Source organism: Serratia sarumanii, from assembly GCF_029962605.1.
GTDB classification, from domain to species: Bacteria; Pseudomonadota; Gammaproteobacteria; order Enterobacterales; family Enterobacteriaceae; genus Serratia; species Serratia sarumanii.
Genome location: NZ_CP124750.1, coordinates 3,901,358 through 3,927,344, shown reverse-complemented (window position 1 = coordinate 3,927,344; position 25,987 = coordinate 3,901,358). Strand labels below are relative to the sequence as shown.

General features: G+C 59.3%; 18 protein-coding genes, 2 tRNA genes and 3 rRNA genes. 9 read left to right on the top strand and 14 right to left on the bottom strand.

Going from position 1 to position 25,987, the window contains the following annotated elements; genetic code table 11:
• Window positions 1-30: 30 nt before the first annotated feature.
• Window positions 31-684, bottom strand: a complete 654-nt coding sequence (locus tag SSARUM_RS18690; RefSeq protein WP_004932010.1) for a methionine ABC transporter permease MetI — start codon at window positions 682-684, stop codon at window positions 31-33.
• Complete coding sequence (metN, locus tag SSARUM_RS18685; protein ID WP_004932012.1) at window positions 677-1,708, bottom strand: methionine ABC transporter ATP-binding protein MetN; 1,032 nt, start codon at window positions 1,706-1,708, stop codon at window positions 677-679. Before metN ends, SSARUM_RS18690 begins: the two co-directional genes overlap by 8 nt.
• Before the next feature lie 188 nt (window positions 1,709-1,896).
• Between metN and gmhB the strand changes: the two genes are divergently transcribed.
• The 7 genes from gmhB to SSARUM_RS18650 all read left to right on the top strand — a co-directional run bounded on the left by gmhB (window position 1,897) and on the right by SSARUM_RS18650 (window position 9,818).
• The gene (gene gmhB / locus SSARUM_RS18680; RefSeq protein WP_033635715.1) at window positions 1,897-2,460 is read left to right on the top strand and encodes a D-glycero-beta-D-manno-heptose 1,7-bisphosphate 7-phosphatase; all 564 of its coding nucleotides are present in this window, start codon (window positions 1,897-1,899) and stop codon (window positions 2,458-2,460) included.
• 393 nt (window positions 2,461-2,853) lie between these two features.
• Window positions 2,854-4,395 (top strand): 16S ribosomal RNA (locus tag SSARUM_RS18675).
• 75 nt (window positions 4,396-4,470) lie between these two features.
• Window positions 4,471-4,547 (top strand) — tRNA-Ile (locus tag SSARUM_RS18670).
• Between the two features lie 38 nt (window positions 4,548-4,585).
• A tRNA-Ala gene (locus SSARUM_RS18665) sits at window positions 4,586-4,661 on the top strand.
• Window positions 4,662-4,868: 207 nt separating this feature from the next.
• Window positions 4,869-7,776 (top strand): 23S ribosomal RNA (locus SSARUM_RS18660).
• A 103-nt stretch (window positions 7,777-7,879) separates the two neighbouring features.
• Window positions 7,880-7,995, top strand: a 5S ribosomal RNA gene (rrf, locus tag SSARUM_RS18655).
• Together the 16S, 23S and 5S rRNA genes with 2 tRNA genes alongside form the textbook arrangement of a ribosomal RNA operon.
• A 512-nt stretch (window positions 7,996-8,507) precedes the next feature.
• Complete coding sequence (locus SSARUM_RS18650) at window positions 8,508-9,818, top strand: MFS family transporter (RefSeq protein ID WP_033649758.1); 1,311 nt, start codon at window positions 8,508-8,510, stop codon at window positions 9,816-9,818.
• Window positions 9,819-9,854: 36 nt separating this feature from the next.
• Here SSARUM_RS18650 and pssA read toward each other — a convergent pair whose 3' ends face one another.
• The 4 genes from pssA to trxC all read right to left on the bottom strand — a co-directional run bounded on the left by pssA (window position 9,855) and on the right by trxC (window position 15,283).
• A complete protein-coding gene (gene pssA / locus SSARUM_RS18645) occupies window positions 9,855-11,210 on the bottom strand; it encodes a CDP-diacylglycerol--serine O-phosphatidyltransferase (protein ID WP_033649759.1) in 1,356 nt (451 codons plus the stop codon).
• A gap of 152 nt (window positions 11,211-11,362) precedes the next feature.
• Entirely contained in the window at window positions 11,363-14,011 is a 2,649-nt protein-coding gene (locus SSARUM_RS18640; protein ID WP_033649760.1) for a bifunctional acetate--CoA ligase family protein/GNAT family N-acetyltransferase, read from the bottom strand.
• A gap of 48 nt (window positions 14,012-14,059) precedes the next feature.
• A complete protein-coding gene (locus tag SSARUM_RS18635) occupies window positions 14,060-14,749 on the bottom strand; it encodes a tRNA-uridine aminocarboxypropyltransferase (RefSeq protein WP_048321888.1) in 690 nt (229 codons plus the stop codon).
• Window positions 14,750-14,863: 114 nt separating this feature from the next.
• Window positions 14,864-15,283, bottom strand: a complete 420-nt coding sequence (trxC, locus tag SSARUM_RS18630; RefSeq protein WP_004928868.1) for a thioredoxin TrxC — start codon at window positions 15,281-15,283, stop codon at window positions 14,864-14,866.
• A 207-nt stretch (window positions 15,284-15,490) separates the two neighbouring features.
• Between trxC and SSARUM_RS18625 the strand changes: the two genes are divergently transcribed.
• The gene (locus SSARUM_RS18625) at window positions 15,491-16,579 is read left to right on the top strand and encodes a tRNA/rRNA methyltransferase (protein WP_015378876.1); all 1,089 of its coding nucleotides are present in this window, start codon (window positions 15,491-15,493) and stop codon (window positions 16,577-16,579) included.
• A 58-nt stretch (window positions 16,580-16,637) separates the two neighbouring features.
• On the opposite strand, the gene emrB is transcribed toward SSARUM_RS18625, so the two are convergent.
• From emrB to SSARUM_RS18590, 7 genes are all read right to left on the bottom strand, one after another.
• Complete coding sequence (emrB, locus tag SSARUM_RS18620; RefSeq protein ID WP_033635708.1) at window positions 16,638-18,176, bottom strand: multidrug efflux MFS transporter permease subunit EmrB; 1,539 nt, start codon at window positions 18,174-18,176, stop codon at window positions 16,638-16,640.
• Between the two features lie 17 nt (window positions 18,177-18,193).
• On the bottom strand, window positions 18,194-19,366 hold the full coding sequence (emrA, locus tag SSARUM_RS18615; RefSeq protein WP_033649764.1) for a multidrug efflux MFS transporter periplasmic adaptor subunit EmrA: 1,173 nt from the start codon (window positions 19,364-19,366) through the stop codon (window positions 18,194-18,196).
• A 23-nt stretch (window positions 19,367-19,389) separates the two neighbouring features.
• Window positions 19,390-20,841, bottom strand: a complete 1,452-nt coding sequence (locus SSARUM_RS18610) for an efflux transporter outer membrane subunit (protein WP_033635706.1) — start codon at window positions 20,839-20,841, stop codon at window positions 19,390-19,392.
• Window positions 20,842-20,868: 27 nt separating this feature from the next.
• Window positions 20,869-21,387, bottom strand: a complete 519-nt coding sequence (gene mprA, locus SSARUM_RS18605) for a transcriptional repressor MprA (RefSeq protein WP_004928879.1) — start codon at window positions 21,385-21,387, stop codon at window positions 20,869-20,871.
• A gap of 161 nt (window positions 21,388-21,548) precedes the next feature.
• Window positions 21,549-21,896, bottom strand: a complete 348-nt coding sequence (gene ygaH, locus SSARUM_RS18600) for an L-valine transporter subunit YgaH (RefSeq protein ID WP_043147849.1) — start codon at window positions 21,894-21,896, stop codon at window positions 21,549-21,551.
• The gene (locus tag SSARUM_RS18595) at window positions 21,886-22,632 is read right to left on the bottom strand and encodes an AzlC family ABC transporter permease (protein ID WP_043147848.1); all 747 of its coding nucleotides are present in this window, start codon (window positions 22,630-22,632) and stop codon (window positions 21,886-21,888) included. Before SSARUM_RS18595 ends, ygaH begins: the two co-directional genes overlap by 11 nt.
• Window positions 22,633-22,753: 121 nt before the next feature.
• Window positions 22,754-23,953 carry an MFS transporter gene (locus tag SSARUM_RS18590; RefSeq protein ID WP_033635700.1) on the bottom strand — a complete coding sequence of 400 codons (1,200 nt, stop codon included), beginning with the start codon at window positions 23,951-23,953 and terminating at the stop codon, window positions 22,754-22,756.
• 105 nt (window positions 23,954-24,058) lie between these two features.
• Between SSARUM_RS18590 and SSARUM_RS18585 the strand changes: the two genes are divergently transcribed.
• Entirely contained in the window at window positions 24,059-24,937 is an 879-nt protein-coding gene (locus SSARUM_RS18585; RefSeq protein WP_033649770.1) for a LysR family transcriptional regulator, read from the top strand.
• A 29-nt stretch (window positions 24,938-24,966) separates the two neighbouring features.
• Here the strand turns inward: SSARUM_RS18585 and proX are convergent, their stop codons facing one another.
• Window positions 24,967-25,968 carry a glycine betaine/L-proline ABC transporter substrate-binding protein ProX gene (gene proX, locus SSARUM_RS18580; protein WP_033635697.1) on the bottom strand — a complete coding sequence of 334 codons (1,002 nt, stop codon included), beginning with the start codon at window positions 25,966-25,968 and terminating at the stop codon, window positions 24,967-24,969.
• Window positions 25,969-25,987 lie beyond the last annotated feature (19 nt).

Below are 25,987 nucleotides of genomic sequence, written 5' to 3'. Positions count from 1 at the left end.
TCATTAGACTCGCATTAACATGCTGTGAAACTATTTATGGGTAACGGCTTTGACGATGCGATCGCCGCAGAATTGGATCAGATAAACCAAAACTACCAGTAATACTAATACGGTATTCATCACTGTGGCGTTATAACCGATATAACCGTATTGGTAACCGATTTGGCCCAGACCGCCGGCGCCGACTGCGCCGCCCATGGCGGAGTAGCCCACCAGGGTGATCAGCGTGATGGTTGCAGCGTTGACCAGGCCCGGCAGGGCTTCCGGCAGCAACACTTTCTTGATGATCTGCATCGGCGTGGCGCCCATGGCGCGCGCCGCTTCCACCAGACCGGACGGGATCTCCAGCAGGGCGTTTTCCACCATGCGCGCGATGAACGGCGCGGCGCCCACGGTCAACGGCACGATGGCCGCCTGCAGACCGATAGAGGTGCCGACGATCATGCGGGTAAACGGAATCATCCAAACCAGCAGGATAATGAACGGGATAGAACGGAAGATGTTCACCAGCCCGGACAGGATTTTATACAGCGAGTTGTTGGCGATGATCTGCCCCGGGCGGGTGACATACAACAGCACACCTACCGGCAGGCCGAGCACGAAACCGAAGAAGCCGGAGACAAAGGTCATCATGACGGTTTCCCACACGCCACGCGCCATCAACCACATCATTGCCTCAGACATAACCCAGAACCTCTACTTTTACCTGATTTTCCTGCAGGAACTTAATCGTCGCCAGCGCGTCTTCGTCGCTGCCGTGCAGCTCCGCCAGCATCACGCCGAATTTCACGCCGCCGGCATAATCCATCTGGGCGCTGATAATGTTGTTGTTCACGTTGAAGCGGCGAGCGGCTTCAGACAGCAGCGGCGCATCGACCGACTGGCCGGTGAACTCCAGGCGCAGCAGCGGTTGGCGGTCGCCCTGACGCTCCGGCGACAGGCGCGCGGCGTAGTCGTCCGGGATATCCAGATGCAGCGTGGACTGAATGAACTGCTGGGCCAGCGGGGTTTTTGGGTGCGAGAACACTTCGCTGACGCTGTCTTTTTCGATCAGTTGCCCCTGGCTGATGACCGCGACCTGGTCGCAGATGCGTTTCACCACGTCCATTTCATGGGTGATCAGCAGAATGGTCAGGCCCAGCCGGCGGTTGATGTCTTTCAGCAGTTCCAGGATGGAACGGGTGGTGGCCGGATCCAACGCGCTGGTGGCTTCATCGCACAGCAGCACTTTAGGATTGCTGGCCAGCGCGCGGGCGATCGCCACGCGCTGTTTCTGGCCGCCGGACAGATTGGCCGGGTAGGCGTCGTGCTTGTCCGCCAGGCCGACCAGCTCCAGCAGTTCGGTCACGCGCTTTTTGATCTCGGCGCGCGGCGTATTGTCCAGCTCCAGCGGCAGCGCCACGTTGCCGAACACCGTGCGGGAAGAGAGCAGGTTGAAGTGCTGGAAGATCATGCCGATTTGGCGACGGGCGCGCGTCAGTTCGCTTTCCGACAGCGAGGTCAGATCCTGACCATCGACCAGCACCTGGCCGGACGTTGGGCGCTCCAGCATGTTGGCGCAGCGAATCAGCGTGCTTTTACCGGCGCCGGAGGAACCGATGACGCCATAGATTTGCCCGGCAGGGACGTGAAGGGTCACGTCAGAGAGCGCGGTAATGGTGCGCGAACCCTGCTGGAACACTTTAGTGATGTTAGAAAGTTTAATCATATTCTTCTTATTTTAGCGTGGTTGCCCGTGGCTAGATAAAAGTAAACCTCGGCGTGGAACCAAGGTATGGATCAGATGTTAAGGCGTCTAGACGTCCAAGTCAACGGCCTGCGACGTTCTCCGGCGTTCTCAGCGTGGGGTAAAACATGCGATACTGTCAGCGTATACAGGCCCTCAGGAGCAAAGCGGTGACACAAAGCGTTCCAGCAATTTTTCTCGATCGTGACGGTACGATTAACGTTGACCATGGCTATGTCCATGAAATCGACAACTTCCACTTTATTGACGGCGTGATTGACGCCTGTCGCGAACTCAAAAAGATGGGCTTCGCGCTGGTAATGGTGACCAATCAGTCCGGCATTGCGCGCGGCAAGTTCAGCGAAGACCAATTCATGTACCTGACCGAGTGGATGGACTGGTCGCTGGCCGATCGCGACGTTGACTTCGACGGCATCTATTTCTGCCCGCACCATCCGGAGGCGGTAGTAGAAGAGTATCGTCAGGTGTGTGACTGCCGTAAACCGCAGCCGGGCATGCTGCTGCAAGCGCAGCAGGAATTGAACATCGATATGGCCGCTTCTTATATGGTGGGCGATAAACCGGAAGATATGCAGGCGGCGATCGCGGCCGGCGTCGGCACCAAGGTGCTGGTGCGTACCGGCAAGCCGGTGACGGAGCAGGGCGAAAAGCTGGCCGATTGGGTGCTAAATAGCCTGGCGGACCTGCCTGAAGCCATCAAAAAGCGGGTTTAATAGGCGTTACGAATGAATAGTGAGCGGTCAGATAAAAAATGCATATTATCGCTTGTCATTCTGAACCGGCTCCCTATAATGCGCCTCCATCGACACGGAACATGTGAACAACTTCACAGAGTATCCGGGGGTCGCAGAGAAAAAATCCTGAAAATTAGGGTTGACTCTGAAAGAGGAAGGCGTAATATACGCCACCTCGAGTTAGCAAGCGAAAGCGCCTAACTCACTGCTCTTTAACAATTTATCAGACAATCTGTGTGGGCACTCCACAAGACGATATCCAGCATCCTCGGATGCAAAAAAATATCAAGTCTTGAAGAGTGACTAACTGAAGTAAAATTCATGCAGTAAATCTTTGAGCATCGCTTCTCGAGTGGAAGCACATCAAGCTTTTAATTGAAGAGTTTGATCATGGCTCAGATTGAACGCTGGCGGCAGGCTTAACACATGCAAGTCGAGCGGTAGCACAGGGGAGCTTGCTCCCTGGGTGACGAGCGGCGGACGGGTGAGTAATGTCTGGGAAACTGCCTGATGGAGGGGGATAACTACTGGAAACGGTAGCTAATACCGCATAACGTCGCAAGACCAAAGAGGGGGACCTTCGGGCCTCTTGCCATCAGATGTGCCCAGATGGGATTAGCTAGTAGGTGGGGTAATGGCTCACCTAGGCGACGATCCCTAGCTGGTCTGAGAGGATGACCAGCCACACTGGAACTGAGACACGGTCCAGACTCCTACGGGAGGCAGCAGTGGGGAATATTGCACAATGGGCGCAAGCCTGATGCAGCCATGCCGCGTGTGTGAAGAAGGCCTTCGGGTTGTAAAGCACTTTCAGCGAGGAGGAAGGTGGTGAGCTTAATACGCTCATCAATTGACGTTACTCGCAGAAGAAGCACCGGCTAACTCCGTGCCAGCAGCCGCGGTAATACGGAGGGTGCAAGCGTTAATCGGAATTACTGGGCGTAAAGCGCACGCAGGCGGTTTGTTAAGTCAGATGTGAAATCCCCGGGCTCAACCTGGGAACTGCATTTGAAACTGGCAAGCTAGAGTCTCGTAGAGGGGGGTAGAATTCCAGGTGTAGCGGTGAAATGCGTAGAGATCTGGAGGAATACCGGTGGCGAAGGCGGCCCCCTGGACGAAGACTGACGCTCAGGTGCGAAAGCGTGGGGAGCAAACAGGATTAGATACCCTGGTAGTCCACGCTGTAAACGATGTCGATTTGGAGGTTGTGCCCTTGAGGCGTGGCTTCCGGAGCTAACGCGTTAAATCGACCGCCTGGGGAGTACGGCCGCAAGGTTAAAACTCAAATGAATTGACGGGGGCCCGCACAAGCGGTGGAGCATGTGGTTTAATTCGATGCAACGCGAAGAACCTTACCTACTCTTGACATCCAGAGAACTTTCCAGAGATGGATTGGTGCCTTCGGGAACTCTGAGACAGGTGCTGCATGGCTGTCGTCAGCTCGTGTTGTGAAATGTTGGGTTAAGTCCCGCAACGAGCGCAACCCTTATCCTTTGTTGCCAGCGGTTCGGCCGGGAACTCAAAGGAGACTGCCAGTGATAAACTGGAGGAAGGTGGGGATGACGTCAAGTCATCATGGCCCTTACGAGTAGGGCTACACACGTGCTACAATGGCGTATACAAAGAGAAGCGACCTCGCGAGAGCAAGCGGACCTCATAAAGTACGTCGTAGTCCGGATTGGAGTCTGCAACTCGACTCCATGAAGTCGGAATCGCTAGTAATCGTAGATCAGAATGCTACGGTGAATACGTTCCCGGGCCTTGTACACACCGCCCGTCACACCATGGGAGTGGGTTGCAAAAGAAGTAGGTAGCTTAACCTTCGGGAGGGCGCTTACCACTTTGTGATTCATGACTGGGGTGAAGTCGTAACAAGGTAACCGTAGGGGAACCTGCGGTTGGATCACCTCCTTACCTAAAGATATTAGTTCGCGTGGCGTGCTCACACAGATTGTCTGATGAAAAAGTAACGAGCAGAAATACCTTTATAGGCTTGTAGCTCAGGTGGTTAGAGCGCACCCCTGATAAGGGTGAGGTCGGTGGTTCAAGTCCACTCAGGCCTACCACTTCTCGGAAGTGGAAAAGGTACTGCGCGTGACTGTATGGGGCTATAGCTCAGCTGGGAGAGCGCCTGCCTTGCACGCAGGAGGTCAGCGGTTCGATCCCGCTTAGCTCCACCATATAGTCCGGTATTTCACTACTTCAGAGTATATTGGCAACAGTATGCTGCGAAGTATTTTGCTCTTTAACAATCTGGAACAAGCTGAAAATTGAAACATGACGGCTGAAATTCATTCCTCCGTAGAAGTACCGGAATGAAGAGTAACCTGTCATAGAGTCTCTCAAATGTTTGCAACTTGAACGATGGAAACATCTTCGGGTTGTGAGGTTAAGTGACTAAGCGTACACGGTGGATGCCTAGGCAGTCAGAGGCGATGAAGGGCGTGCTAATCTGCGAAAAGCGTCGGTAAGGTGATATGAACCGTTATAACCGGCGATACCCGAATGGGGAAACCCAGTGTGTTTCGACACACTATCATGTCATGAATACATAGTGGCATGAGGCGAACCGGGGGAACTGAAACATCTAAGTACCCCGAGGAAAAGAAATCAACCGAGATTCCCCCAGTAGCGGCGAGCGAACGGGGAGGAGCCCAGAACCTGAATCGGCTTGTGTGTTAGTGGAAGCGTCTGGAAAGTCGCGCAGCAAAGGGTGATAGCCCCGTACACTAAAATGCACAGGTCGTGAGTTCGATGAGTAGGGCGGGACACGTGACATCCTGTCTGAATATGGGGGGACCATCCTCCAAGGCTAAATACTCCTGACTGACCGATAGTGAACCAGTACCGTGAGGGAAAGGCGAAAAGAACCCCGGCGAGGGGAGTGAAATAGAACCTGAAACCGTGTACGTACAAGCAGTGGGAGCACCTTCGTGGTGTGACTGCGTACCTTTTGTATAATGGGTCAGCGACTTATATTTTGTAGCAAGGTTAACCGTATAGGGGAGCCGTAGGGAAACCGAGTCTTAACTGGGCGAATAGTTGCAAGGTATAGACCCGAAACCCGGTGATCTAGCCATGGGCAGGTTGAAGGTTGGGTAACACTAACTGGAGGACCGAACCGACTAATGTTGAAAAATTAGCGGATGACTTGTGGCTGGGGGTGAAAGGCCAATCAAACCGGGAGATAGCTGGTTCTCCCCGAAAGCTATTTAGGTAGCGCCTCGTGAACTCATCTTCGGGGGTAGAGCACTGTTTCGGCTAGGGGGCCATCCCGGCTTACCAAACCGATGCAAACTCCGAATACCGAAGAATGTTATCACGGGAGACACACGGCGGGTGCTAACGTCCGTCGTGAAGAGGGAAACAACCCAGACCGCCAGCTAAGGTCCCAAAGTCATGGTTAAGTGGGAAACGATGTGGGAAGGCATAGACAGCCAGGATGTTGGCTTAGAAGCAGCCATCATTTAAAGAAAGCGTAATAGCTCACTGGTCGAGTCGGCCTGCGCGGAAGATGTAACGGGGCTAAACCATGCACCGAAGCTGCGGCAGCGACGCTTAGGCGTTGTTGGGTAGGGGAGCGTTCTGTAAGCCGTTGAAGGTGGCCTGTGAGGGTTGCTGGAGGTATCAGAAGTGCGAATGCTGACATAAGTAACGATAAAGCGGGTGAAAAGCCCGCTCGCCGGAAGACCAAGGGTTCCTGTCCAACGTTAATCGGGGCAGGGTGAGTCGACCCCTAAGGCGAGGCTGAAAAGCGTAGTCGATGGGAAACAGGTTAATATTCCTGTACTTGGTGTTACTGCGAAGGGGGGACGGAGAAGGCTAGGCTAGCCGGGCGACGGTTGTCCCGGTTTAAGCGTGTAGGGGGTGTGACCTGGTAAATCCGGTTGCATACTAACCCTGAGGCGTGATGACGATGCACTACGGTGCAGAAGTAGTTGATGCCCTGCTTCCAGGAAAATCCTCTAAGCTCCAGGTAACATTGAATCGTACCCCAAACCGACACAGGTGGTCAGGTAGAGAATACCAAGGCGCTTGAGAGAACTCGGGTGAAGGAACTAGGCAAAATGGTGCCGTAACTTCGGGAGAAGGCACGCTGGCATGTAGGTGAAGTCCCTTGCGGATGGAGCTGAAGCCAGTCGAAGATACCAGCTGGCTGCAACTGTTTAATAAAAACACAGCACTGTGCAAACACGAAAGTGGACGTATACGGTGTGACGCCTGCCCGGTGCTGGAAGGTTAATTGATGGGGTCAGCCGCAAGGCGAAGCTCTTGATCGAAGCCCCAGTAAACGGCGGCCGTAACTATAACGGTCCTAAGGTAGCGAAATTCCTTGTCGGGTAAGTTCCGACCTGCACGAATGGCGTAATGATGGCCAGGCTGTCTCCACCCGAGACTCAGTGAAATTGAACTCGCTGTGAAGATGCAGTGTACCCGCGGCAAGACGGAAAGACCCCGTGAACCTTTACTATAGCTTGACACTGAACATTGAGCCTTGATGTGTAGGATAGGTGGGAGGCTTTGAAGCGTGGACGCCAGTCTGCGTGGAGCCATCCTTGAAATACCACCCTTTAATGTTTGATGTTCTAACTCGGCCCCATAATCTGGGGTGAGGACAGTGTCTGGTGGGTAGTTTGACTGGGGCGGTCTCCTCCCAAAGAGTAACGGAGGAGCACGAAGGTTAGCTAATCACGGTCGGACATCGTGAGGTTAGTGCAAAGGCATAAGCTAGCTTGACTGCGAGAGTGACGGCTCGAGCAGGTACGAAAGTAGGTCTTAGTGATCCGGTGGTTCTGAATGGAAGGGCCATCGCTCAACGGATAAAAGGTACTCCGGGGATAACAGGCTGATACCGCCCAAGAGTTCATATCGACGGCGGTGTTTGGCACCTCGATGTCGGCTCATCACATCCTGGGGCTGAAGTAGGTCCCAAGGGTATGGCTGTTCGCCATTTAAAGTGGTACGCGAGCTGGGTTTAGAACGTCGTGAGACAGTTCGGTCCCTATCTGCCGTGGGCGTTGGAAGATTGAGAGGGGTTGCTCCTAGTACGAGAGGACCGGAGTGAACGCACCACTGGTGTTCGGGTTGTCATGCCAATGGCATTGCCCGGTAGCTAAGTGCGGAAAAGATAAGCGCTGAAAGCATCTAAGCGCGAAACTTGCCTCAAGATGAGTCTTCCCTGGGCCTTTAAGGTCCCTGAAGGAACGTTTAAGACTAAGACGTTGATAGGCTGGGTGTGTAAGTGCAGCGATGCATTGAGCTAACCAGTACTAATGATCCGTGAGGCTTAACCTTACAACACCGAAGGTGTTTTAGAGACGAAGAGATTTTCAGCGAAGTTCCGAGATTGGTTCTGATGGCGACACGAGAGTGACGCGGTTGGAATGAAACGAATTTGCCTGGCGGCAATAGCGCGGTGGTCCCACCTGACCCCATGCCGAACTCAGAAGTGAAACGCCGTAGCGCCGATGGTAGTGTGGGGTCTCCCCATGCGAGAGTAGGACACTGCCAGGCATCAAATAAAACAACAAGCCTCATGCGAAAGCATGGGGCTTTTTGTTTTGTCTGTTATCTGGCGTTCTGCTCGAGCATGGCCATGCGAAAGGCCCGTCGGGAACGGGCCTTAACGCCGCGTGCGGCGGCCCCGGAGGGGAGAGTCTCAGGATGAGAGGAATTTTGTAGGACAAATCCGCCGGGAGCGGATTTGAACGTTGCGAAGCAACGGCCCGAAGGGGGGCGGGCAGGACGCCCGCCATAAACTGCCAGGCATCAAACCAAGCCGAAAGCCCTGAACTGACGTTCAGGGCTTTTTGCTATGCGTAAAACGGAAAATCCCCGTTGCAATCCGCTTCAGCTTTCAGCGTGCGGTTTAATATTCATCACAAATTCCGCGCATTGTCCTTTCAAACGCCAGATATTCTTCGTCCGCTATTAAGTTTGGCTGTTAACTTATAAATAACAATAAAGTAACAACTAGAGCGGCAGGACGCCGAATTTCATCATTGCTATGGCTCGGAGAAAATACCATGACAGAAACAACCTCGGTTCTTGAGGATGAACGCGGCGTCGAACAGGGGGCGCTGGATAACAAAAAACGCATTTTTGCCATCGTCGGGGCTTCATCAGGCAATCTGGTGGAGTGGTTTGATTTTTACGTTTACTCCTTCTGCTCAATCTATTTTGCTGCCTCATTTTTTCCGGCGGGCAACAGCACCACACAGCTGCTGCAAACCGCCGGGGTGTTCGCCGCCGGCTTCTTTATGCGACCTATCGGCGGCTGGCTGTTCGGCTACATCGCCGACAAACACGGCCGGAAAAACTCGATGCTGCTTTCGGTCTGCATGATGTGCGCCGGATCGTTGGTGATCGCCTGCCTGCCGACGTATGAGTCGATCGGCAGCTGGGCGCCGGCGCTGCTGCTGATCGCGCGATTGTTCCAGGGGCTGTCTGTGGGCGGCGAGTACGGCACCAGCGCCACCTACATGAGCGAGGTGGCAATCAAGGGGCGGCGCGGCTTCTACGCGTCGTTCCAGTATGTTACGCTGATCGGCGGGCAACTGCTGGCGCTGCTGGTATTGGTGATCCTGCAGCAAATATTGTCCGGTGAAGAGCTGAAGGCGTGGGGCTGGCGTATCCCGTTTGCGCTCGGTGCGCTGTTGGCGGTGGTGGCGCTGTACCTGCGCCGCTCGCTGAATGAAACCTCCGATGCGAAAACACGTAACCACCAAGATGCCGGTTCGCTGACGGGGCTATGGAAAAACCGCAAGGCGTTTGTGATGGTGTTGGGCTTTACCGCCGCCGGTTCACTGACCTTTTACACTTTTACCACCTATATGCAGAAATATCTGGTGAACACCGCCGGTATGGACGCCAAGCTGGCCAGCGGCATCATGACCGCCGCGCTGTTCGTCTTCATGCTGCTGCAGCCGGCGGCAGGCGCGTTCTCGGACAAAATCGGCCGTCGCAGCTCGATGCTGATCTTCTCGGCATTGGCCACCCTGTTGACGGTGCCGATCCTGTTCGCCCTGAAAGGGGTGAGCAACCCCTTTATGGCGTTCGGCCTGATCGTACTGGCGCTGTTCGTTGTCAGCTTTTACACCTCGATCAGCGGGCTGCTTAAAGCCGAGATGTTCCCGCCGGAGGTGCGTGCGTTAGGGGTAGGCTTGTCTTATGCGGTAGCGAATGCCCTGTTCGGCGGTTCGGCGGAATATGTCGCGCTGTCGCTTAAATCGTTCGGCGTGGAAAATGCCTTCTTCTGGTATGTTTCCGGCATGTGCCTGCTGGCGTTGCTGGTCTCGCTCCGGCTGCATCGTAAAGGCAAGGAAATACAGCTGTAATAAAAACCCCGGCCTTGGCCGGGGTCAGAGTAGATCTTACAGGATACGGCTAATCAACCGATCGATGCGGATACGCCGCAGACGGCGAATCAGCTTGCGCACCTTGATCGGGTACTGCTGAATGCTTTGCAGTTCCTGATAATGGCCGACCACGGTGGTGTGAGTGCGGATGCACTCCAGTTCTGTTTGCCGCTGCTCGCGCATTTCCTGCTTGGGATCGTGGATCAGAATGGCGTTTTCCAGATCCAACCGCCAGGCGCGCGGGTTGAGATTATTGCCGGTAATCAGCTGCCACTCTTCGTCAACCCACATGCCTTTCAGATGATAGCTGTTATCGCCATCCTTCCACAGACGCACGATCAGCTGCCCGGTGTCGATATAGCGCTGCAAGCGGCTCAGAAAACGGCGCAGGTTGATCTCGTACAGGTAGGGCAGCGCGCCGATGATTTTGAACGGCTGGTCTTCCGGAATATAGAAGTCGTTGGCGGTCTTGTCGCCGACGATGATCTCCACCTGTTTGCCCTGGCGCAGCAGATAAATGATATTGCGCACCAGCAGCGCCGGCAGGTTGAAATAAGGGGTGCATAGCGTCAGTTTCTGGTCGGCGCACGACATCAGGTGATGAATGGTTTTATTCAGCACGCTTTGCTTGCCAAGCCCAACCAGCGGCGTCACCGCCAACTCATCGTTGCCGGCCTTGCCGCGGAAGTGATAGCCGGCGCGGCGAAGGGCGAAACGGAACAGGCGGGTCTCGTTTTTGATCTCCGGGCTTTTCGGCCGATCGCTGCGATCGAGGCGCTGTACGGCGCCGGCGGTGAGCAGATGCTGCTTGATGTAATCGATCAGGGTATCGGCCAACACCTCGTTGGTGATCAGCTGGTAGCGATCGTAACGGTATTTCTCATGCTGATGCAGATAAACGTCGTTGATGCTGGCGCCACTGTAGATCACGGTATCGTCGACCACAAAGCCCTTCAGGTGCAGTACGCCCAACGCTTCGCGGGTATTGACCGGCACGCCGTAGATAGGCACCGACTGCTCGGGATGTTGGCCGGCCATGGCACAGTACCAGTCGGCGTTGGTATTGGCGGCGGCGGCGCCGATGCGGCCGCGCTGTGCGCGGTGCCAGTCGACCAGCACGCAGATTTCCAGCTCGGGCCGCCGCTGCTTGGCTTGATACAGCGCGTTGAGGATCTCGCGCCCTGCGTCGTCATGCTCCAGATACAGGGCCACCAGATAGATGCGTTGGGTAGCGTTGGCGATGGCGTCCAGCAGCGTGGTGCGAAAATCGGACGGCGCGTACAACGTACGAACATCAGCAACCGTCTGGGGGAGTTTGGGCAGTTGTGCAAGGTGTTGTTGATGTTTGCTACGTTTAAATTTTGACAACATCACAGTGCGTTTCTTCTCTCATGATTGATGGCCGGAACGCCACAGGCATAAAAACATTAAACCGAATAATCGGGCGATAATACCATTAGTTGCCTCGATTGTGCGTATGTTTTGGCGTTAAGTGGTGGATTCGTAGCGCATTGCGACGCAGGTCACTGCGCGTCGGCGGCCTGCAGCGGCAGCGTCAGATTGACGATGCCGTCCTCAAGCTGCACCTCGATGCCAAAGCCCAGCCGCTGCGCCAACGCGATCATGCCGCGGTTATTCGGCATGGTGATGCCGCTCAGACGGGTCAGGCCATGGGCGCGCGCATAGGCGATCATTTTCTCCAGCAGCTGGCGGCCCAGGCCCAGGCCTTTCAGGTCGGAACGCACCAGCACGGCGAATTCGGCGTCGGTGTTGTCCGGATCGGACAGCGCGCGAGTCACGCCGATGATCTCGTCTGCGCGCACCGCCACAAAGGCCATTTCTCGATCGTAGTCGATCTGCGTCATGTTGGCCAAATCGTCATGGGTAAACTCGTTGATCTCGCTGAAGTAGCGATAATAGAGGTCTTCCTTGGTCACCCGGTCAATGAAATGCTTCAGCGCCGGCTCGTCTTCCGGCAGGATCGGGCGGAACAGGCATTGGCTGCCGTCTTTCAACGCGATGGTTTCTTCCAGCTCATGCGGATAAGGGCGAATCGCCAGCCGCGCCTGCGGATCGCCGCTGAACGGCGCGAGCTGCATCGAAACGTCCAGCAGGGTGAATTCGCTGCCGGAGGCCAGCACCGGGTGAATATCCAGCCGGGCGATCTCCGGGCAGTCGAGGATCAGGTTGGAGACCTGCACCAGCAGGCGGCTCAGCCCGGGGATATCCAAAGGCCGCAGCGCGCTGCGGCCGCGGATCTTGCCGCCTTTCACCGCCTGCAGCACCAGATAACGCGCCAGCGCCATGTTCAGCGGCGGCAGCGCGACCGCCACCTGATTTTCCTGTCGCCATTCCACGCCGCCTTCGCCCAGCATGATCAGCGGGCCGAAAATCGCATCCTGCTCCACCGCGATGCGCAGCTCCTGGGCACCGGCGCGGTTGGCCATGCTCTGCACCAGCAGGCCGTGAATGCGCGCCTGAGGGTAGGTGCGCTTCACGCGGTCGAGGATCGCCTCCGCCGCGCGCTGCACTTCGGTCGCGGTGCGCAGGTAGAGCATGACGCCCTGAACTTCCGATTTATGCGGGATATCCGGCGAACGCAGCTTCAGCGCCACCGGGTAGCCGATCTGTTCGGCGATGTGTACCGCTTCGGCGCTGTCTTCGGCGATCCAGGTCGGCAGGGTGCTCAGGTCATAGGCCTGCAGAATGGATTGCACCTCGTGGGTATCCAGCTGGGTGGCGCCTTCGGCCAGCGCCTGATGGATAAGGCGGTGGGCGTCGGCGGTGTTGGCGGTGAGGCCGATCGGCAGCGCCGGCGTCTCTTTCAGCTGCTTCTGATTGCGGCGGTATTCCACCATATGCATAAAGGCGGTCACCGCGCCTTCCGGGGTGCGGTAGGTGGGAATGGCGGCCTCGGTAAACAGCCGGCGCGCCTCTTGAGAAGAGTATTCGCCGCACCAGTTGGTCAGCAACGTGATGCGCTTGCCGCGCGCATGGCGATGCAGCGCGTCGATCAGCCGTTCCGCCGTGGCGGTGCCCGGCGCCGCCGCGCTCGGCGCGTGGATCAACAGCAGCGCGTCATAGTCGTGGCTGTCGAGCAGCGCTTCGATTGCCGCCAGGAAGCGCTGCGGCGTGGCGTCATCTCGCAGGTCGAGCGGATTGCCGGCGCGGATGAAATCCGGCAGCGCGTCGCTCAATTTTGCCAGGCTCTCATCGCTCAGCGTGGCCAGCTTGCCGTTGCGTCCGAGCAGTTCGTCCAGCGCCATCGCCGCCGGCGCCGCCCCGTTGCTGACGATCATCAGCCGCTCGCCGCGCAGCGGATGCATATGGCTGAGGGTTTCCACCGCCGAGAACAGCTCGTGGGTATCCTGCACGCGCAGCAGGCCGGCGCGCTGGATGGCGGCGTCGTAGGCGGCGTCCAGCCCCAGCTGGCTGTTGAGCAGCAGCTGCGCCTGTTGGCTGCGGCCGCTTTTGATCACCAGAATGGGCTTGTTGCGTGAGGCGCTGCGCGAGGCGGAGAGAAAGCGCCGCGCGTCGCTGATGTTTTCCAGATACAGCAGGATGGCGCTGGTCTTGCTGTCGCGCGCCAAAAAGTCGAGCAGGTCGTCGACGTCGATATCCAGGCTGTCGCCCAGCGCGATGAAGTAGGAGAAACCGACTTCGCGCTGCTGCGCCCAGTCGAGAATGGTGTTGGCCACGGCGGCGGACTGCGAGATAAACGCCAGCTTGCCCTTTTGGATCGGCACCGGCGAGAAGCTGGCGTTGATGCCCTGCCACGGCGCCAGCAGCCCCAGACTGTTGGGGCCCAACAGCCGCATGACATAGCGCTGCGCGCAGGCCTTCAGCTCGGCGAACTGTTCCGGCGGCGAAGAGAGCACAATGGCGGTTTTGCAGCCGCGTTGGCCCAGCGCTTCAATCAGCGCCAGATTGCGTTTGGCGTGGGTGCAGATGATCGCCAGATCCGGCGTCAGCGGCAGGCTGGCGACGTCGGGGTAGGCCATCACGCCGCATACCGCCTTGTAGCGCGGCGTGACCGGCAAGATGGGCCCGCCGAATCCGCCGGCCAGCAGGTTGCTCATCATCAGGTTGCCGGCGCGGCCGGGCTGCTGCGAAGCGCCCAGCACGGCGATCGATTTGGGACGTAGTAGCGCTTCTAACCCTCGCTGGCTCATGCACGGCTCCTTTTGGCAACGTTACGCCTGATTTTAGGCGCTTTCTGGCTACATTGCTGTGACCGGTGCCTCCGGCCGGGTCGGTTTTCCCGCCAGATACTGTTGACGGAAATAGCGGAAATGCTGATTCAAACCGTCGGCGGCCGGCAGATCGCCCGCCTGTTGCAGCAGGGCGGCGGCCACTTCCGCCGTGCAGTGTTGCTCGGCGCGGCTGGCTTCGCGCAGCTGGTAGTTCGATGCCGCGTCGACGTTGAGGGAAAACACCGGGAATTGATTGAGGTACGGGCTTTTACGGAACATTTTGCGCGCTTCCGCCCAGGTGCCGTCCAGCATGATGAACAGCGGCGGTTTGCCGCCGGCGGGCAGCTCGCTGAACACCGGCCGTTCGGCGTCGGCGTAGGAAGCGGGGAACACCACATAAGGCTGCCGCGCCGGATCGTTGATGGCCGCCAGCAGGGTCGGATCGATCTCGGTGCGTGACCAGAGAAACGCCTGGGTGTCCGGCAGGATATCGGCGATCAGGCGGCCGGTGTTGCTGGGCTTGAGCGGCTCGGCGCCGAACATGATCAGGCAGAAACGGCTGCCGGCCTGCTGCGGGCGAATGGTGTCGCACAGGCAGTTTTTATGCGGTAGCAGGCAACCCTGACAACGCGCCACCCGGCAACCGCGCGCCAGAAAAGGGCGGGTGGCGCGGTCTAAACGGAATTGGCGCAGGCGAAGTACGGCGTTGTCGGTCATAACGATCCTGGGGAAAAACCGCCATTGTAACGCAGAAAAAAGCCCGCCGGGAGGGGCGGGCTCGATCGCGGCACGTTCGCGCGCGATGGCGGGATACGGCCTATACTTGCCGAATCACACTAACTCGTTGAGCCAGTTGTCAAACGGCGCTTTCGGCATCGCGCCGTTGAGCATATCGACCATTTTGCCCTGACGGAACACCATGATGGTCGGGATGCTGCGGATGCGGAAACGGGCGCTCAGCTCCGGCTCGGCTTCGGTGTTCACTTTCACGAAGCGCACTTTGCCGGCGCGCTCTTCGGCCACGTCTTCAAAGATCGGCGCAAAGCTGCGGCACGGGCCGCACCACGGCGCCCAGAAATCGACCACGACCGGCAGATCGTCCTGCAGCAACTGGTCCAGCGTGGCGGCGGTGGCGTTGATCACTTCACCGTCGAAGAGCTCATGGCCGCAGCGGCCGCATTTCGCGTTGTCCGCCAGACGCTCTTCCGGCACGCGGTTGGTGGCATTGCAAGCTGCACAAACTGTATTCATGTTGACCTCGGGTACAGAGAAAGCATGGTCCCCGCAACGCGGTTGCGGAGATGTTTCTTTAATGCTGACAATTATCGGCAAAACCCGGCGCATGAACAATGAGGTTTGTTCAATGGATGTGATAGTTGGGAGCTTTTAGCGCAAGTTGGTGGCTTCGTGCACCAACATCAGGTAATCTTCGCGCCCTGCGCGTTGGTGGAGAAGACAATGAACGATTCATTTAGTGGCAAGAACGGTAAAGTCAAAGTGATGTACGTCCGCAGTGACGACGACAACGGCGACGACCGCAACAAGAATAAACGTCCGGCCGGCAAAGGCCGTCCGGCTGACGGTGCGCGCTCCGGCCGCACCGGTCAAGACAAGGCGCGCGGCGGCAACGATCGCCGCGGCGCCGACTCCCGCCGCAGTGAAAGCGATCGTCCTCGCCGTCCGGCGCGCTCTGAAGATCGCGGTGGCAACGAGTCGCCGTGGAGAACCGTCTCGCGCGCGCCGAATGAAGAGCCGGCGTTCGATCACGGCGGCATCAGCGGCAAAAGCTTTATCGATCCTGAGCAGTTGCGCCGCCAGCGTGCGGAAGAAACCCGCGTTTACGGTGAAAACGCCTGTCAGGCGCTGTTCGCCAGCCGCCCGGAAGCGATCGTGCGCGCCTGGTTCGTGCAGTCGGTCACCCCGCGCTTCCGCGAAGCGCTGCGCTGGATGGCGGCCAACCGCAAGGCTTACCACGTGGTGGATGAGGAAGAGCTGGCCAAGGCTTCCGGCACCGAGCACCACGGCGGCGTGTGCTTCCTGATCAAAAAACGTCAGGGACTGGACGCGCAGACCTACCTGAAAAGCGCCCCGGCGACCGACTGCGTGCTGGCGCTGGAAGAAGTGGGCAACCCGCATAACCTGGGCGCCATCGTCCGTTCGTGCGCCCACTTCGGCGTCAACGGCGTGCTGCTGCAGGATCCGGCGCTGCTGGAGTCCGGCGCGGCGGTGCGTACCGCAGAAGGCGGCGCTGAGCATATCAAGGCGATCAACGCCGACGATTTCCTGTCGGTGCTGGATACCTTCCGCAAGGCGGGTTACACCATCGTTACCACCTCCAGCCATAAAGGCACCGCGCTGGCGCAGGCCAAGCTGCCGGCCAAGATGGTGCTGGTGCTGGGCCAGGAACGTGACGGTCTGAGCGACAGCGCCTGGCAGCAGGGCGACATGAACGTCTCGATCGGCGGCACCGGCAAGGTGGAAAGCCTGAACGTTTCCGTGGCGACCGGCATTCTGCTGGCGGACTGGTGGCGTCAGAATCAGGCGTAATCTTTTCTACGTCGGATAAAAAACGGGCGCCCCAGGGCGCCCGTTTCGTTATTGAAGCTTAGTGAGCGCCGCCGCCCCCACCGCCGCCGGAGCTGAACGGCGGTTTCGCCACCCACACCAGCGCCAGCAGCACCAGGAATACCCCGGCCGACAGCCAGAAGATCTCGTTGGCGGAGATGATCAGGCCTTGCGCGGTGATCTCGTTGGCGATATAGGCCGACGCCTGCTGCTTGCTCATGCCGAGCTGCTCCAACTGCCGGTACATCTCCTGCGACTGTGGGTTGTACGGGTTGACGAACTCCGTCAGCTGCGAATGGTGCTGCGATTCGCGCTGCGTCCACAGGGTGGTGGTGATCGAGGTGCCGATCGAACCCGCCAGCGTCCGCGTGAAGTTCGACAGGCTCGACGCCGCCGCCATGCGTTCCGGCGGCAGGCCGGACAGCGTGATGGTGGTCAACGGCATGAAGAAGCAGGCGATGGCGAAGCCCTGAACGAACTGCGGCCAGGCGGACGCGCCGAAGTCCATGCCCGGTTCAAACGTATAGGCGCGCCAGTAGAAGCACACGGCATACATGATGAAGCTGAAGGTGACCAGCCGGCGCATATCGAGCCGGTTGCCGAACTTGCCGATGATCGGCGACAGCAGCACCGGGATCAGCCCGACCGGCGCCGACGCCAGCCCGGCCCAGGTGGCGGTATAGCCGTACACCTCTTGCAGCAGCTGCGGCAACAGCACGATGGCGCCGAAGTACAGCATGTAGGCCAGGCTGATGCACAGGCAGCCGATGGTGAAGTTGCGCGACTTGAACAGCGACAGATCCACCACCGGATGGTCATCCGTCAGCTCCCACACCACCAGGAACAGCAGCGCCACCACCGCTACGACGGTGAGGGTGATGATCTCGGTCGAGTTGAACCAGTCCAGCTCCTTGCCCTGATCGAGCATCACCTGCAGCGAACCGATGCCGACGATCAGCAGCACCAGGCCGACGGTGTCGATCGGTTTGATCTCGGTTTTGGTTTCTCGCCCCTTCAGCGTCGCCATCGCCGCCACGATCACGAAGGCGCCGATCGGGATGTTGATGAAGAAGATCCAACCCCAATGATAGTTGTCGCTGATGTAACCGCCGAGGATCGGCCCGAAGATCGGCGCGACGATAACGGTCATCGACCAAAGCGCCAGGGCCATCGCCCGCTTGGCGGGCGGGTAGTTGTTCAGCAACAGGCTCTGCGACAGCGGGATCAGCGGCCCGGCCACCACGCCCTGGATCACGCGGAAGAAGATCAGCATGCCGAGGCTGTTGGAGATGCCGCACAGCCAGGAGGCGAGGACGAACAGCGCGGTGGACCAGAGGAACAGCCGCACTTCGCCGATGCGCTTCGCCAGCCAGCCGGTGATCGGGATCGAGATGGCGTTCGCCACGCCGAACGAGGTGATCACCCAGGTGCCCTGCGAGTTGGAAGACCCGAGGTTACCGGCAATGGTGGGGATCGCCACGTTGGCGATGGTGGAGTCCAGCACCTGCATGAAGGTCGCCATGGCGAGCGCGACCGTCATCCAGGCGAGCTGGGCGCCTTCAAGCGGTTTCTGTGGCAAGATGGCCTCCCGCGCGCTTAGCCGGCGTTTGCATGGATCACGTCGGCGATCAGCTGGTTAACCGGCGCCAGATTCAACGCCAGCGCGTCGCTCTGGTACAGCGGTTTGTCGCGCACCACGTCGGCCAGCACGCGGCCGTCCAGGTTGGCGGTGTCGACGGTCACCAGCGTAGAAAGACCGATGCGCAGCGGATGATCGGCCACCTGCTTGGCGTCGAGCTCAATACGCACCGGCAGACGTTGCACTACCTTGATCCAGTTGCCGGTGGCGTTTTGCGCCGGCAGCAGCGAGAAGGCGCTACCGGTGCCCATGTCGATACCGGCCACTTTGCCCTGATACACCACATCGTCGCCGTAGACGTCGCTGACCACCGTCGCCGGCTGGCCGATACGCATGTTGGCGATCTGGGTTTCCTTGAAGTTGGCGTCAACCCAAATGTGATCGGCAGGCACCACCGCCATCAGCGGCGAACCGGCGGCGATTTGCGCGCCGACCTGCACGCTGCGGCGCGAGACATAACCGGTAATGGGGCTGATCACTTTGGTACGCTGCAGCGCCAGCCAGGCGTCGCGCATTTGCGCGGCGGCCTGTTGGATCGCCGGCTGCTGTTCCAGCGGGGTATTCAGCACCATCGCCTGGTTGGCGTTGTATTGCTGCACCGCCACTTCCAGCGCGGCCTTGGCGCTGTCGACCGCATCGCGAGCGTGTTGCAGCTCTTCGCGGCCGATGGCGTCAACGCTGCCCAGCACCACGCGGCGCTTCAGATCGTTCTCGGCCTTGCTCAGATCGGTCTTGCGCAGGGCGATGTTGGCCTGATACTGCTTGCTGTTGATGATCAGCTGGTGGGTCTGGCGCACGCTGTTGGCCAGGCCGGTCTTGGCGCGTTCAAACGCCTGCTCGGCATCGGTCGGATCGAGCGTCAGCAGCACGTCGCCCTGCTTGACGTAGTCGGTGTTGTCGAAATTGACGCTGTTCACGCTGCCGGACACCTGGGCCATGATCTGCACCTGGTTGCCGGAGACGTAGGCGTCGTCGGTTTCCTGGTGATGACGCAGCACCAGGAACCAATACACTAAGTAAGCCACCCCTATAACAATGAAAATAACCGTCAGCAACAGCAGCCAAAATTTACGCTGCTTCTTTTTGCCGCTCGGCTGCTGCGGGTTTTGGATTTCCGCGCTTGCGCTCATGGTGTTCTCCAAGCCTTATATTATTATGCTTTCGAATCCGCTGCGGCCGGGGCCTGATAGCCACCGCCCAGCGCACGGATCAGTCCTATCTTCGCCTGCAGTAAGTTGCTGCTGGCATTCAACTCCGCCTGTTGCTGCTGCAATAGCTGCGTCTGGCTGGTCAACAGATCGTCGCGCCCGATAATCCCTGCCTGGTAACGGGCGTTGGCGACCTGATACACCTGTTGCATCGACTGGGCCGCGGACGCCGCCTGCAGCTGCTGTTGCGCAGAACTCTGCTGGATGGTGATGGCGTCGGCGGTTTCCTGTACCGCATTCAGGATGGTTTGGTTGTAGGATTCCACCGCTTCGTCATACAGCGCGGATTCCTCGCCCAGCTTGCTGCGCAGCGCCCCGGCGTGGAAGATCGGCAGCGAAATCGCCGGCATCACGTTCCAGGCCTGGCTGGCCGCTTCAAACAGATTCGGGCTGGTGCCACTGGTATTGGTGGTCATCAGGCCGGCGAAGGCTGAAATGGTCAGGCTGGGGTAAAACTCTTTACGTGCGGCGCTGACGCGCTGGCTGTAAGACTCCACCAGCTGGCGTTGCGCGGCGATGTCCGGGCGTTTGCCCAGCAGATCCGCCGTCAGCTCGCCTTGCGGCGCCATCAGGTTGTCTGCAGGCAACGGCACCTGACGCAGGTGCTGCATGGCGTTCGGCCCCTGGCCCGCCAGCGCGGCGAGTTGGTGCCGGAGCTGCTCGATCTGCGACTGCAGCTGCAGGATCTGCTGCTTGGCGACGTCGGACTGCGCCTGGGTTTGTTGCGGCACGTCGACGCCGGTCAGGCCGGCCTGATAGCGCTGTTGGCGCAGCGCGGTCAGGCGCTCATTGTTGTTCACTTCCTGCTGCAGCAGCTTCTCGAGCGCCAGATTGCTCTGCAGCTGATAGTAGGCGGACGCCACCGAGCTGGTCAGCGTCAGCGCCGCCTGTTCCTGCTCGGCGCGCGCGGCGTTGACCTGCGCTTTGGCGGCGTTCACCTGGTTGCGGTATTTGCCCCACCAGTCGAACTCGTACGCCAGGTTTAACCCCAGCGAGTTGGAGCTTGAATAGATTGGCTTATGCGGATACCCCAACCCCATATTGACGTTTTGCGGCACGCGCTGGCGCTGGGTGCTGGCGTTCAGATCCAGGTTCGGCCCGTTGGCGGCGCTGGCTTCGCCCACCACGCTTTGCGCTTCGCGCACGCGGGCGGCGGCCTGCCGCAGGGTCGGCGAGCTTTGCAGCGTTTGCGTCATCAGGGTATCCAACTGCGGATCCTTGAGGGCGCGCCACCACTGCGGGCTGACGGCCAGCGAACTGACTTTCGGCTGAGCCAACTGCAGGCTCTGCGGATCCATCAGCGTGGATTGCGGGGCAATATTATCGGTCGAAGCACACCCGGCCAGCAGCAACACGGCGAACAGCGGGGTGAATCTCCAGTTAAATGGGGATCGCATAATAGGTACCTGAACAGAAATTGTGAATTAGGGTAACTGTTCTGTGATTTCCATTTGATCCAGACGTGCCAGCAATTTGCGCGTCAGCTGTTCCAGCTGTTTTTGCTCATCGTCGGTCAACGTGGACCACAGGAAATGCAGACATTGGTGCTGCGGCGGCAGCAGTTGACTGAGAAACTCTTCCCCCTGCGGTGTCAGATGCAGATGCAGGCAGCGGCGATCGTTGTCGCTTTCCCGGCGCTCGATCCAGCCGCGTTTCTCCAGCTCATCGGCGATGCGGGTCGCATTGGTGCGCGAGGAGCCCAAGGCAGAGCTTAGCTCAGAAGGTTGGATGCTGTGGCTCTCCTGCGCATCCAGGGTAATCAGCGCCATAAACAGTGTTTCGTTAATCCCCTGCGCCTTGAGCATCTTATTGCGGTTTTCCAGCAGCTTGCCTTGCATGTGCATGCACAGGCGGGTCAGCAGGATTTCCTGATAAGGGAAATCTTTCTGCCGCGTGGCGCGGAAATTCAGCATTTGTTCTATGGGGGCAAACGAGCTTTCCATAATTTAGGGCCTCATTAATTTCGTTCGAGATAGTAACTACGGTGACTAATAATGTAAATGTTCAGCCGTGCGGATAATTTAGCAATTCGTGTCATTTGTCAGTGTTTGTAAAGATGTGGCGCCTGAAAACGCCAAAGTGAAGCCAAACGATCGGAGCGGCGTCAGCCCGGACCGAAAAGCATTAACAGCTTTAATGTGACGCCAAAGGCCGTCGCGCCGAGCAGCGTCGACAGAATGATGCTTTTGCTGCGGTAGAAGCACAGCGCCAGCGCGGCGAACCCCACCAACGTCGGCAGCAGCTTGTCCGGTTCGCGCATCACCACCGGCGTGCTGGAGACCACCAGCAGGGCGCAGATCGAGGCGATGCCGATGCTGTCGAGCAGCAGGGCGGTTTTACCGCGTTTGAGGCCGGGCTGCGCGCGCGGCGGCGCCAGCCGCAGCGGCAGATAACGGAACAGGTAATTGGCGCAGCCCACCACCAGACCGATCGCCAGCACATCAGTGTTCATGGGGGGCCTCCGCAGGGGCTGGCTGGAACAGGGCGGCGATGCAGCCGGCGCCGATGCCGGCCAAAATGGCGACCGGAATGGAGAACAGCACTACGCCGAGCAGCGCGCCGGCCAGCGCGGCGGCGATAGTCAGGCTCTGCGGGCGGCGGAAGGCGGCCAGCAGGAAGCTGAGAAACAGCGCCGGCAGCATGAAGGCCAGCGAGGCTTCGATCACCGGGAACTGCTCCAGCGGGCCGTTGCCGAACAGCGCGCCGAGCGCGGTGCCGGCCACCCAGGAGAGCCAGGAACAGAGCGCGATGCCCAGCATCCAGTTTTCGCTCCAGCTGCGGTTATTGCGCATCAGCCTGGCGGTCGCGGCGGCGAAAACTTCATCGGTCAGGCCGAAGGCCCACATCGCCGTTTTGCCGGGCGACATGCGCGAGACGATGCGATGACGCAGCGCCGGGCCGTACAGCAGGTGGCGCACGTCCATCGCCATCACCGTCAACGCGGAGACCCACAGTGACATTCCGGCGCTCAGCAGGGCGGTGATCACGAACTGGCTGGCGCCGGCGTAGATGATGCAGGAGAAGAAAATGCTTTCCAGCGGGGAAAAGCCCAGTTTGACGGCGCTGAGGCCGAAGGCGAACGCCACCGGGACATACCCGATGACGATCGGCAAACTGTCGACGACGCCGTTGGCGAAGGTGGCGCTGACGGCGGGCGGATTGAGGCTGTCTGCAGCTTGGCTTTGCATGGTTGTGGGTCGCAGGGTAGATAGGACTTCAATAGTTTATGGCCAGAACATTACCAGAGAGTAAGTAATGTTTATACCCTGCACCGCTAATAAATTTCTTAAGTTACTATTTGCACGATAATCAGATTGTCGCCGGCCCCTGCGGATCGTGGTGCTTGCCGAGCCACCAGGTCAGCAGGTTGAGCAGGCATAACACCCCGCCGGCGGCGGCCACGCCGTACCAGCCGGCATGCTGATAGGCCGAGGCGGAGAGCAGTGAACCGAGGGCGCCGCCGATAAAGTAGCTGGTCATGTAGCCGGCGGTCAGGCGGTTGCGCGCGTCCGGCATGATGCGGTACATCACGCTCTGGTTGGTGACGTGTACTGCCTGCACCGCCAGATCGAGGATCAGGATGCCGGCGATCAGCGCCCACAGCGATTGTTTAGCCAACGCGATGGGTATCCATGACAGCAGCAGCAGCACCAGGCCGACGGTGGTGGTCAGCCCGGCCTTGCCCTTGTCCGCCAGATGCCCGGCGCGCGAAGCGGCCAGCGCCCCGGCGGCGCCCACCAGGCCGAACAGCCCGATCACCCCCTCGGAGTAGTTGAACGGCGGCGCGGCGAGCAGAAAGGCCATGGAGGTCCAGAGCACGCTGAAGTTGGCGAACGACAGGGCGCCGAGGATGGCGCGGGTGCGCAGCAGCGGCGTGCGGCAGAACAGGCTGAAGATCGAGGCCAGCAGCTGCGGGTAGTTCAGCCCGGAGTGCTGCTTATAGCGCGGCAGCGCGCGCCACAGGATCAGCGCCATCAGGATCATCAGCACGCTGGCGACCCAGTAGATGGTGCGCCAGCCGCCGAACGACGCCAGTGCGCCCGCGACGGTGCGCGCCAGCAGGATGCCAAGCAGCAGGCCGCTCATGATGATGCCGACGGTCTTGCCGCGCTTTTCCGGGTGAGCCAGCGTGGCGGCCAGCGGCACCAGGATCTGCGCCACCACCGAGAACAGCCCGGTGAGCGCGGTGCCGAGGATCATCATCGGCAGCGTGGCGGAGGTGGCGGTGATCAGCATGCCCCCGGCGGCCAGCAGCGTCATGAAAACGATCAGCCCGCGGCGCTCGAACATATCGCCGAGCGGCACCAGCAGCAGCAGGCCGGTGGCGTAACCGAGCTGCGCGGCGGTAACGATAAAGCCGGCCTGGTTGACCGACAGATTGAAGCCGGTGGCGATGGTTTCCAGCAGCGGCTGCGCGTAATAGTTGCTGGCGACCGCCAGGCCGGTAGCGATGGCGATCAGCACGGTCAGCGCCGGGCTGAGGCCCGGGTGGACGTTTTGTTGGTTCATGATTTTTTCATCACGGGAAGAAGATAGCGCGCAGTATCCGGCAATGCGTCTGCGGAAACCAATGTATAATTTTCATTTGATTTATCTCATTTCAAGATAGATGCCATGAACCTGAAACAGATCCGCTATGCGCTGGCGGTGGCGGAGGAACAGAGCTTCACCCGGGCGGCGCAGCGCTGCCATACGGTGCAGTCGGCGCTCAGCCACCAGATCGCTAAACTGGAAGAAGAACTGGGCTGTACGCTGTTTGAGCGCACCTCGCGTCGGGTGCGATTGACCCCCGCCGGCCAGGCTTTCATTCCCTCGGCGCAGCGGCTGCTGGCGGCGCAGCAGGCGCTGGTGGAAGAGGTGACCGCCGCCGGGGATGCGGTGTCCGGCACCTTGACCATCGGCACCATTTCAACCATAAACGCGATTGATCTGACCGAAAAGCTCGACAAGTTTCATCGCCACTATCCGGCGGTGAACATCCGCCTGTACGTCGGCATGAGCGAAGCCCTGCTGGAGGACGTGCGTCAGCAGAAGTGCGATATGGCGTTCGTCGGCATCTGGCCCGGCGATGTCGATTTGCTGCCGATGTCGCACCGGCAGTTGACCGATGAGCCGCTGGTGGCGTTGGTGGCGCCGCAGCATCCGCTGGCCAACCGTGAGCGGGTGAATCTGCAGGCGCTGGCGGAAGTGCCGCTGGTGGATTTCTACAGCGGCACCGGCGCGCGGCGCCAAACCGATCGCGCCTTCCAGGCGGCGGGCATCCGCCGGCACGTCAGTTTTGAAATCGATCATATCGAATGGTTGGAGAATCTGGTGCGGCGCGGATTGGCGGCGGGCATCGTACCGATCTCGACCGCGCAACGCCTAAGCACGCTGGTGTCGATTCCGATTGAAGACGGGCCGCGACGCCAGGTGTATTGCATCTGGCCGCAGCCCTTGTCAAACGCCGCCGCACGTTTTTTACAGTTCAGCGGCATTGATATGGCGGGGTAGGGGGCGGCGGATGCGGCGCCCCCGATCGGTTACGGCTTCGCCGCCTCGGCGGCGGTTTTCACCCAGCCGTCGAAGGTCGCCTGATGCGCCTTGATCCAGCCGTTGACGTGGTTCTGGATGTCGGCTTCCGAAGCCTGGCCTTCATGCATACGCAGGTTTTGCGCGTTGATGTCGGCGATCGGCAGCTTCATGATGGCGAACAGCTTGGCGGCCGCCGGATTGGCTTCGGCCCACTGCTTGTTGGCGGCGATGCGCATGGTGTTGACCGGGAAGCCGTAGTTGGCGCCGTTAGGCAGCTTGGTGTCGACGTTCTTCTGCTCGCCCGGCAGGGAGGAGAACGGCACCTGCAGCCAGACCACGTCGCGGCCCGGCACCATCACATCGCTGACCCAGTACGGCGTCCAGGTGTAATACAGCACCGGTTTGCCCTCTTTGTAGCGGGTGATGGTGTCGGCGATCATCGCCGCGTAGTTGCCCTGGTTGTGCTCGACGGTGTTGCTCAGGCCGTAGGCCTTGATGTGGTGGTTGATCACCGCTTCGCAGCCCCAGCCCGGGGTGCAGCCGGTCAGATCGGCCTTGCCGTCGCCGTTGGTGTCGAACAGCTTGGCGATCTTGGGATCCTTGAGCTGCTCGACGTTGGTGATGTGGTATTGCTCGGCGGTCTTCTTGTCGATCAGGTAGCCCTGCGCGGCGCCGTTGACGTAGACGCCTTCGCGGTAGAACTTGGCGTCGCCGCCTGCGGCCTTGTACTGATCGGCGTGCAGCGGATCCCAGTTGACCGCGATAAAGGTCGCGTCGCCGGAGGCGATCGAGGTGTAGGCGACGTTGTAATCCACTTCACGCGGTTCTTTCACGTCGTAACCCAGTTTTTCCAGCGCCTTGCTGACCAGCAGCGTCTGGAAGGTCTCTTCGGAAATGGTGCTTTGCACCGGCTGTACCGCGATCCCCTTGCCGGGTAAATCTGCCGCGCTCACGCTCTGTGAGCCAATCAGCGTCGTCAGGGCGAGAGCCCAGATGCCCGTAGTGCGCATAGTGTTTCCCCTTTTTTCG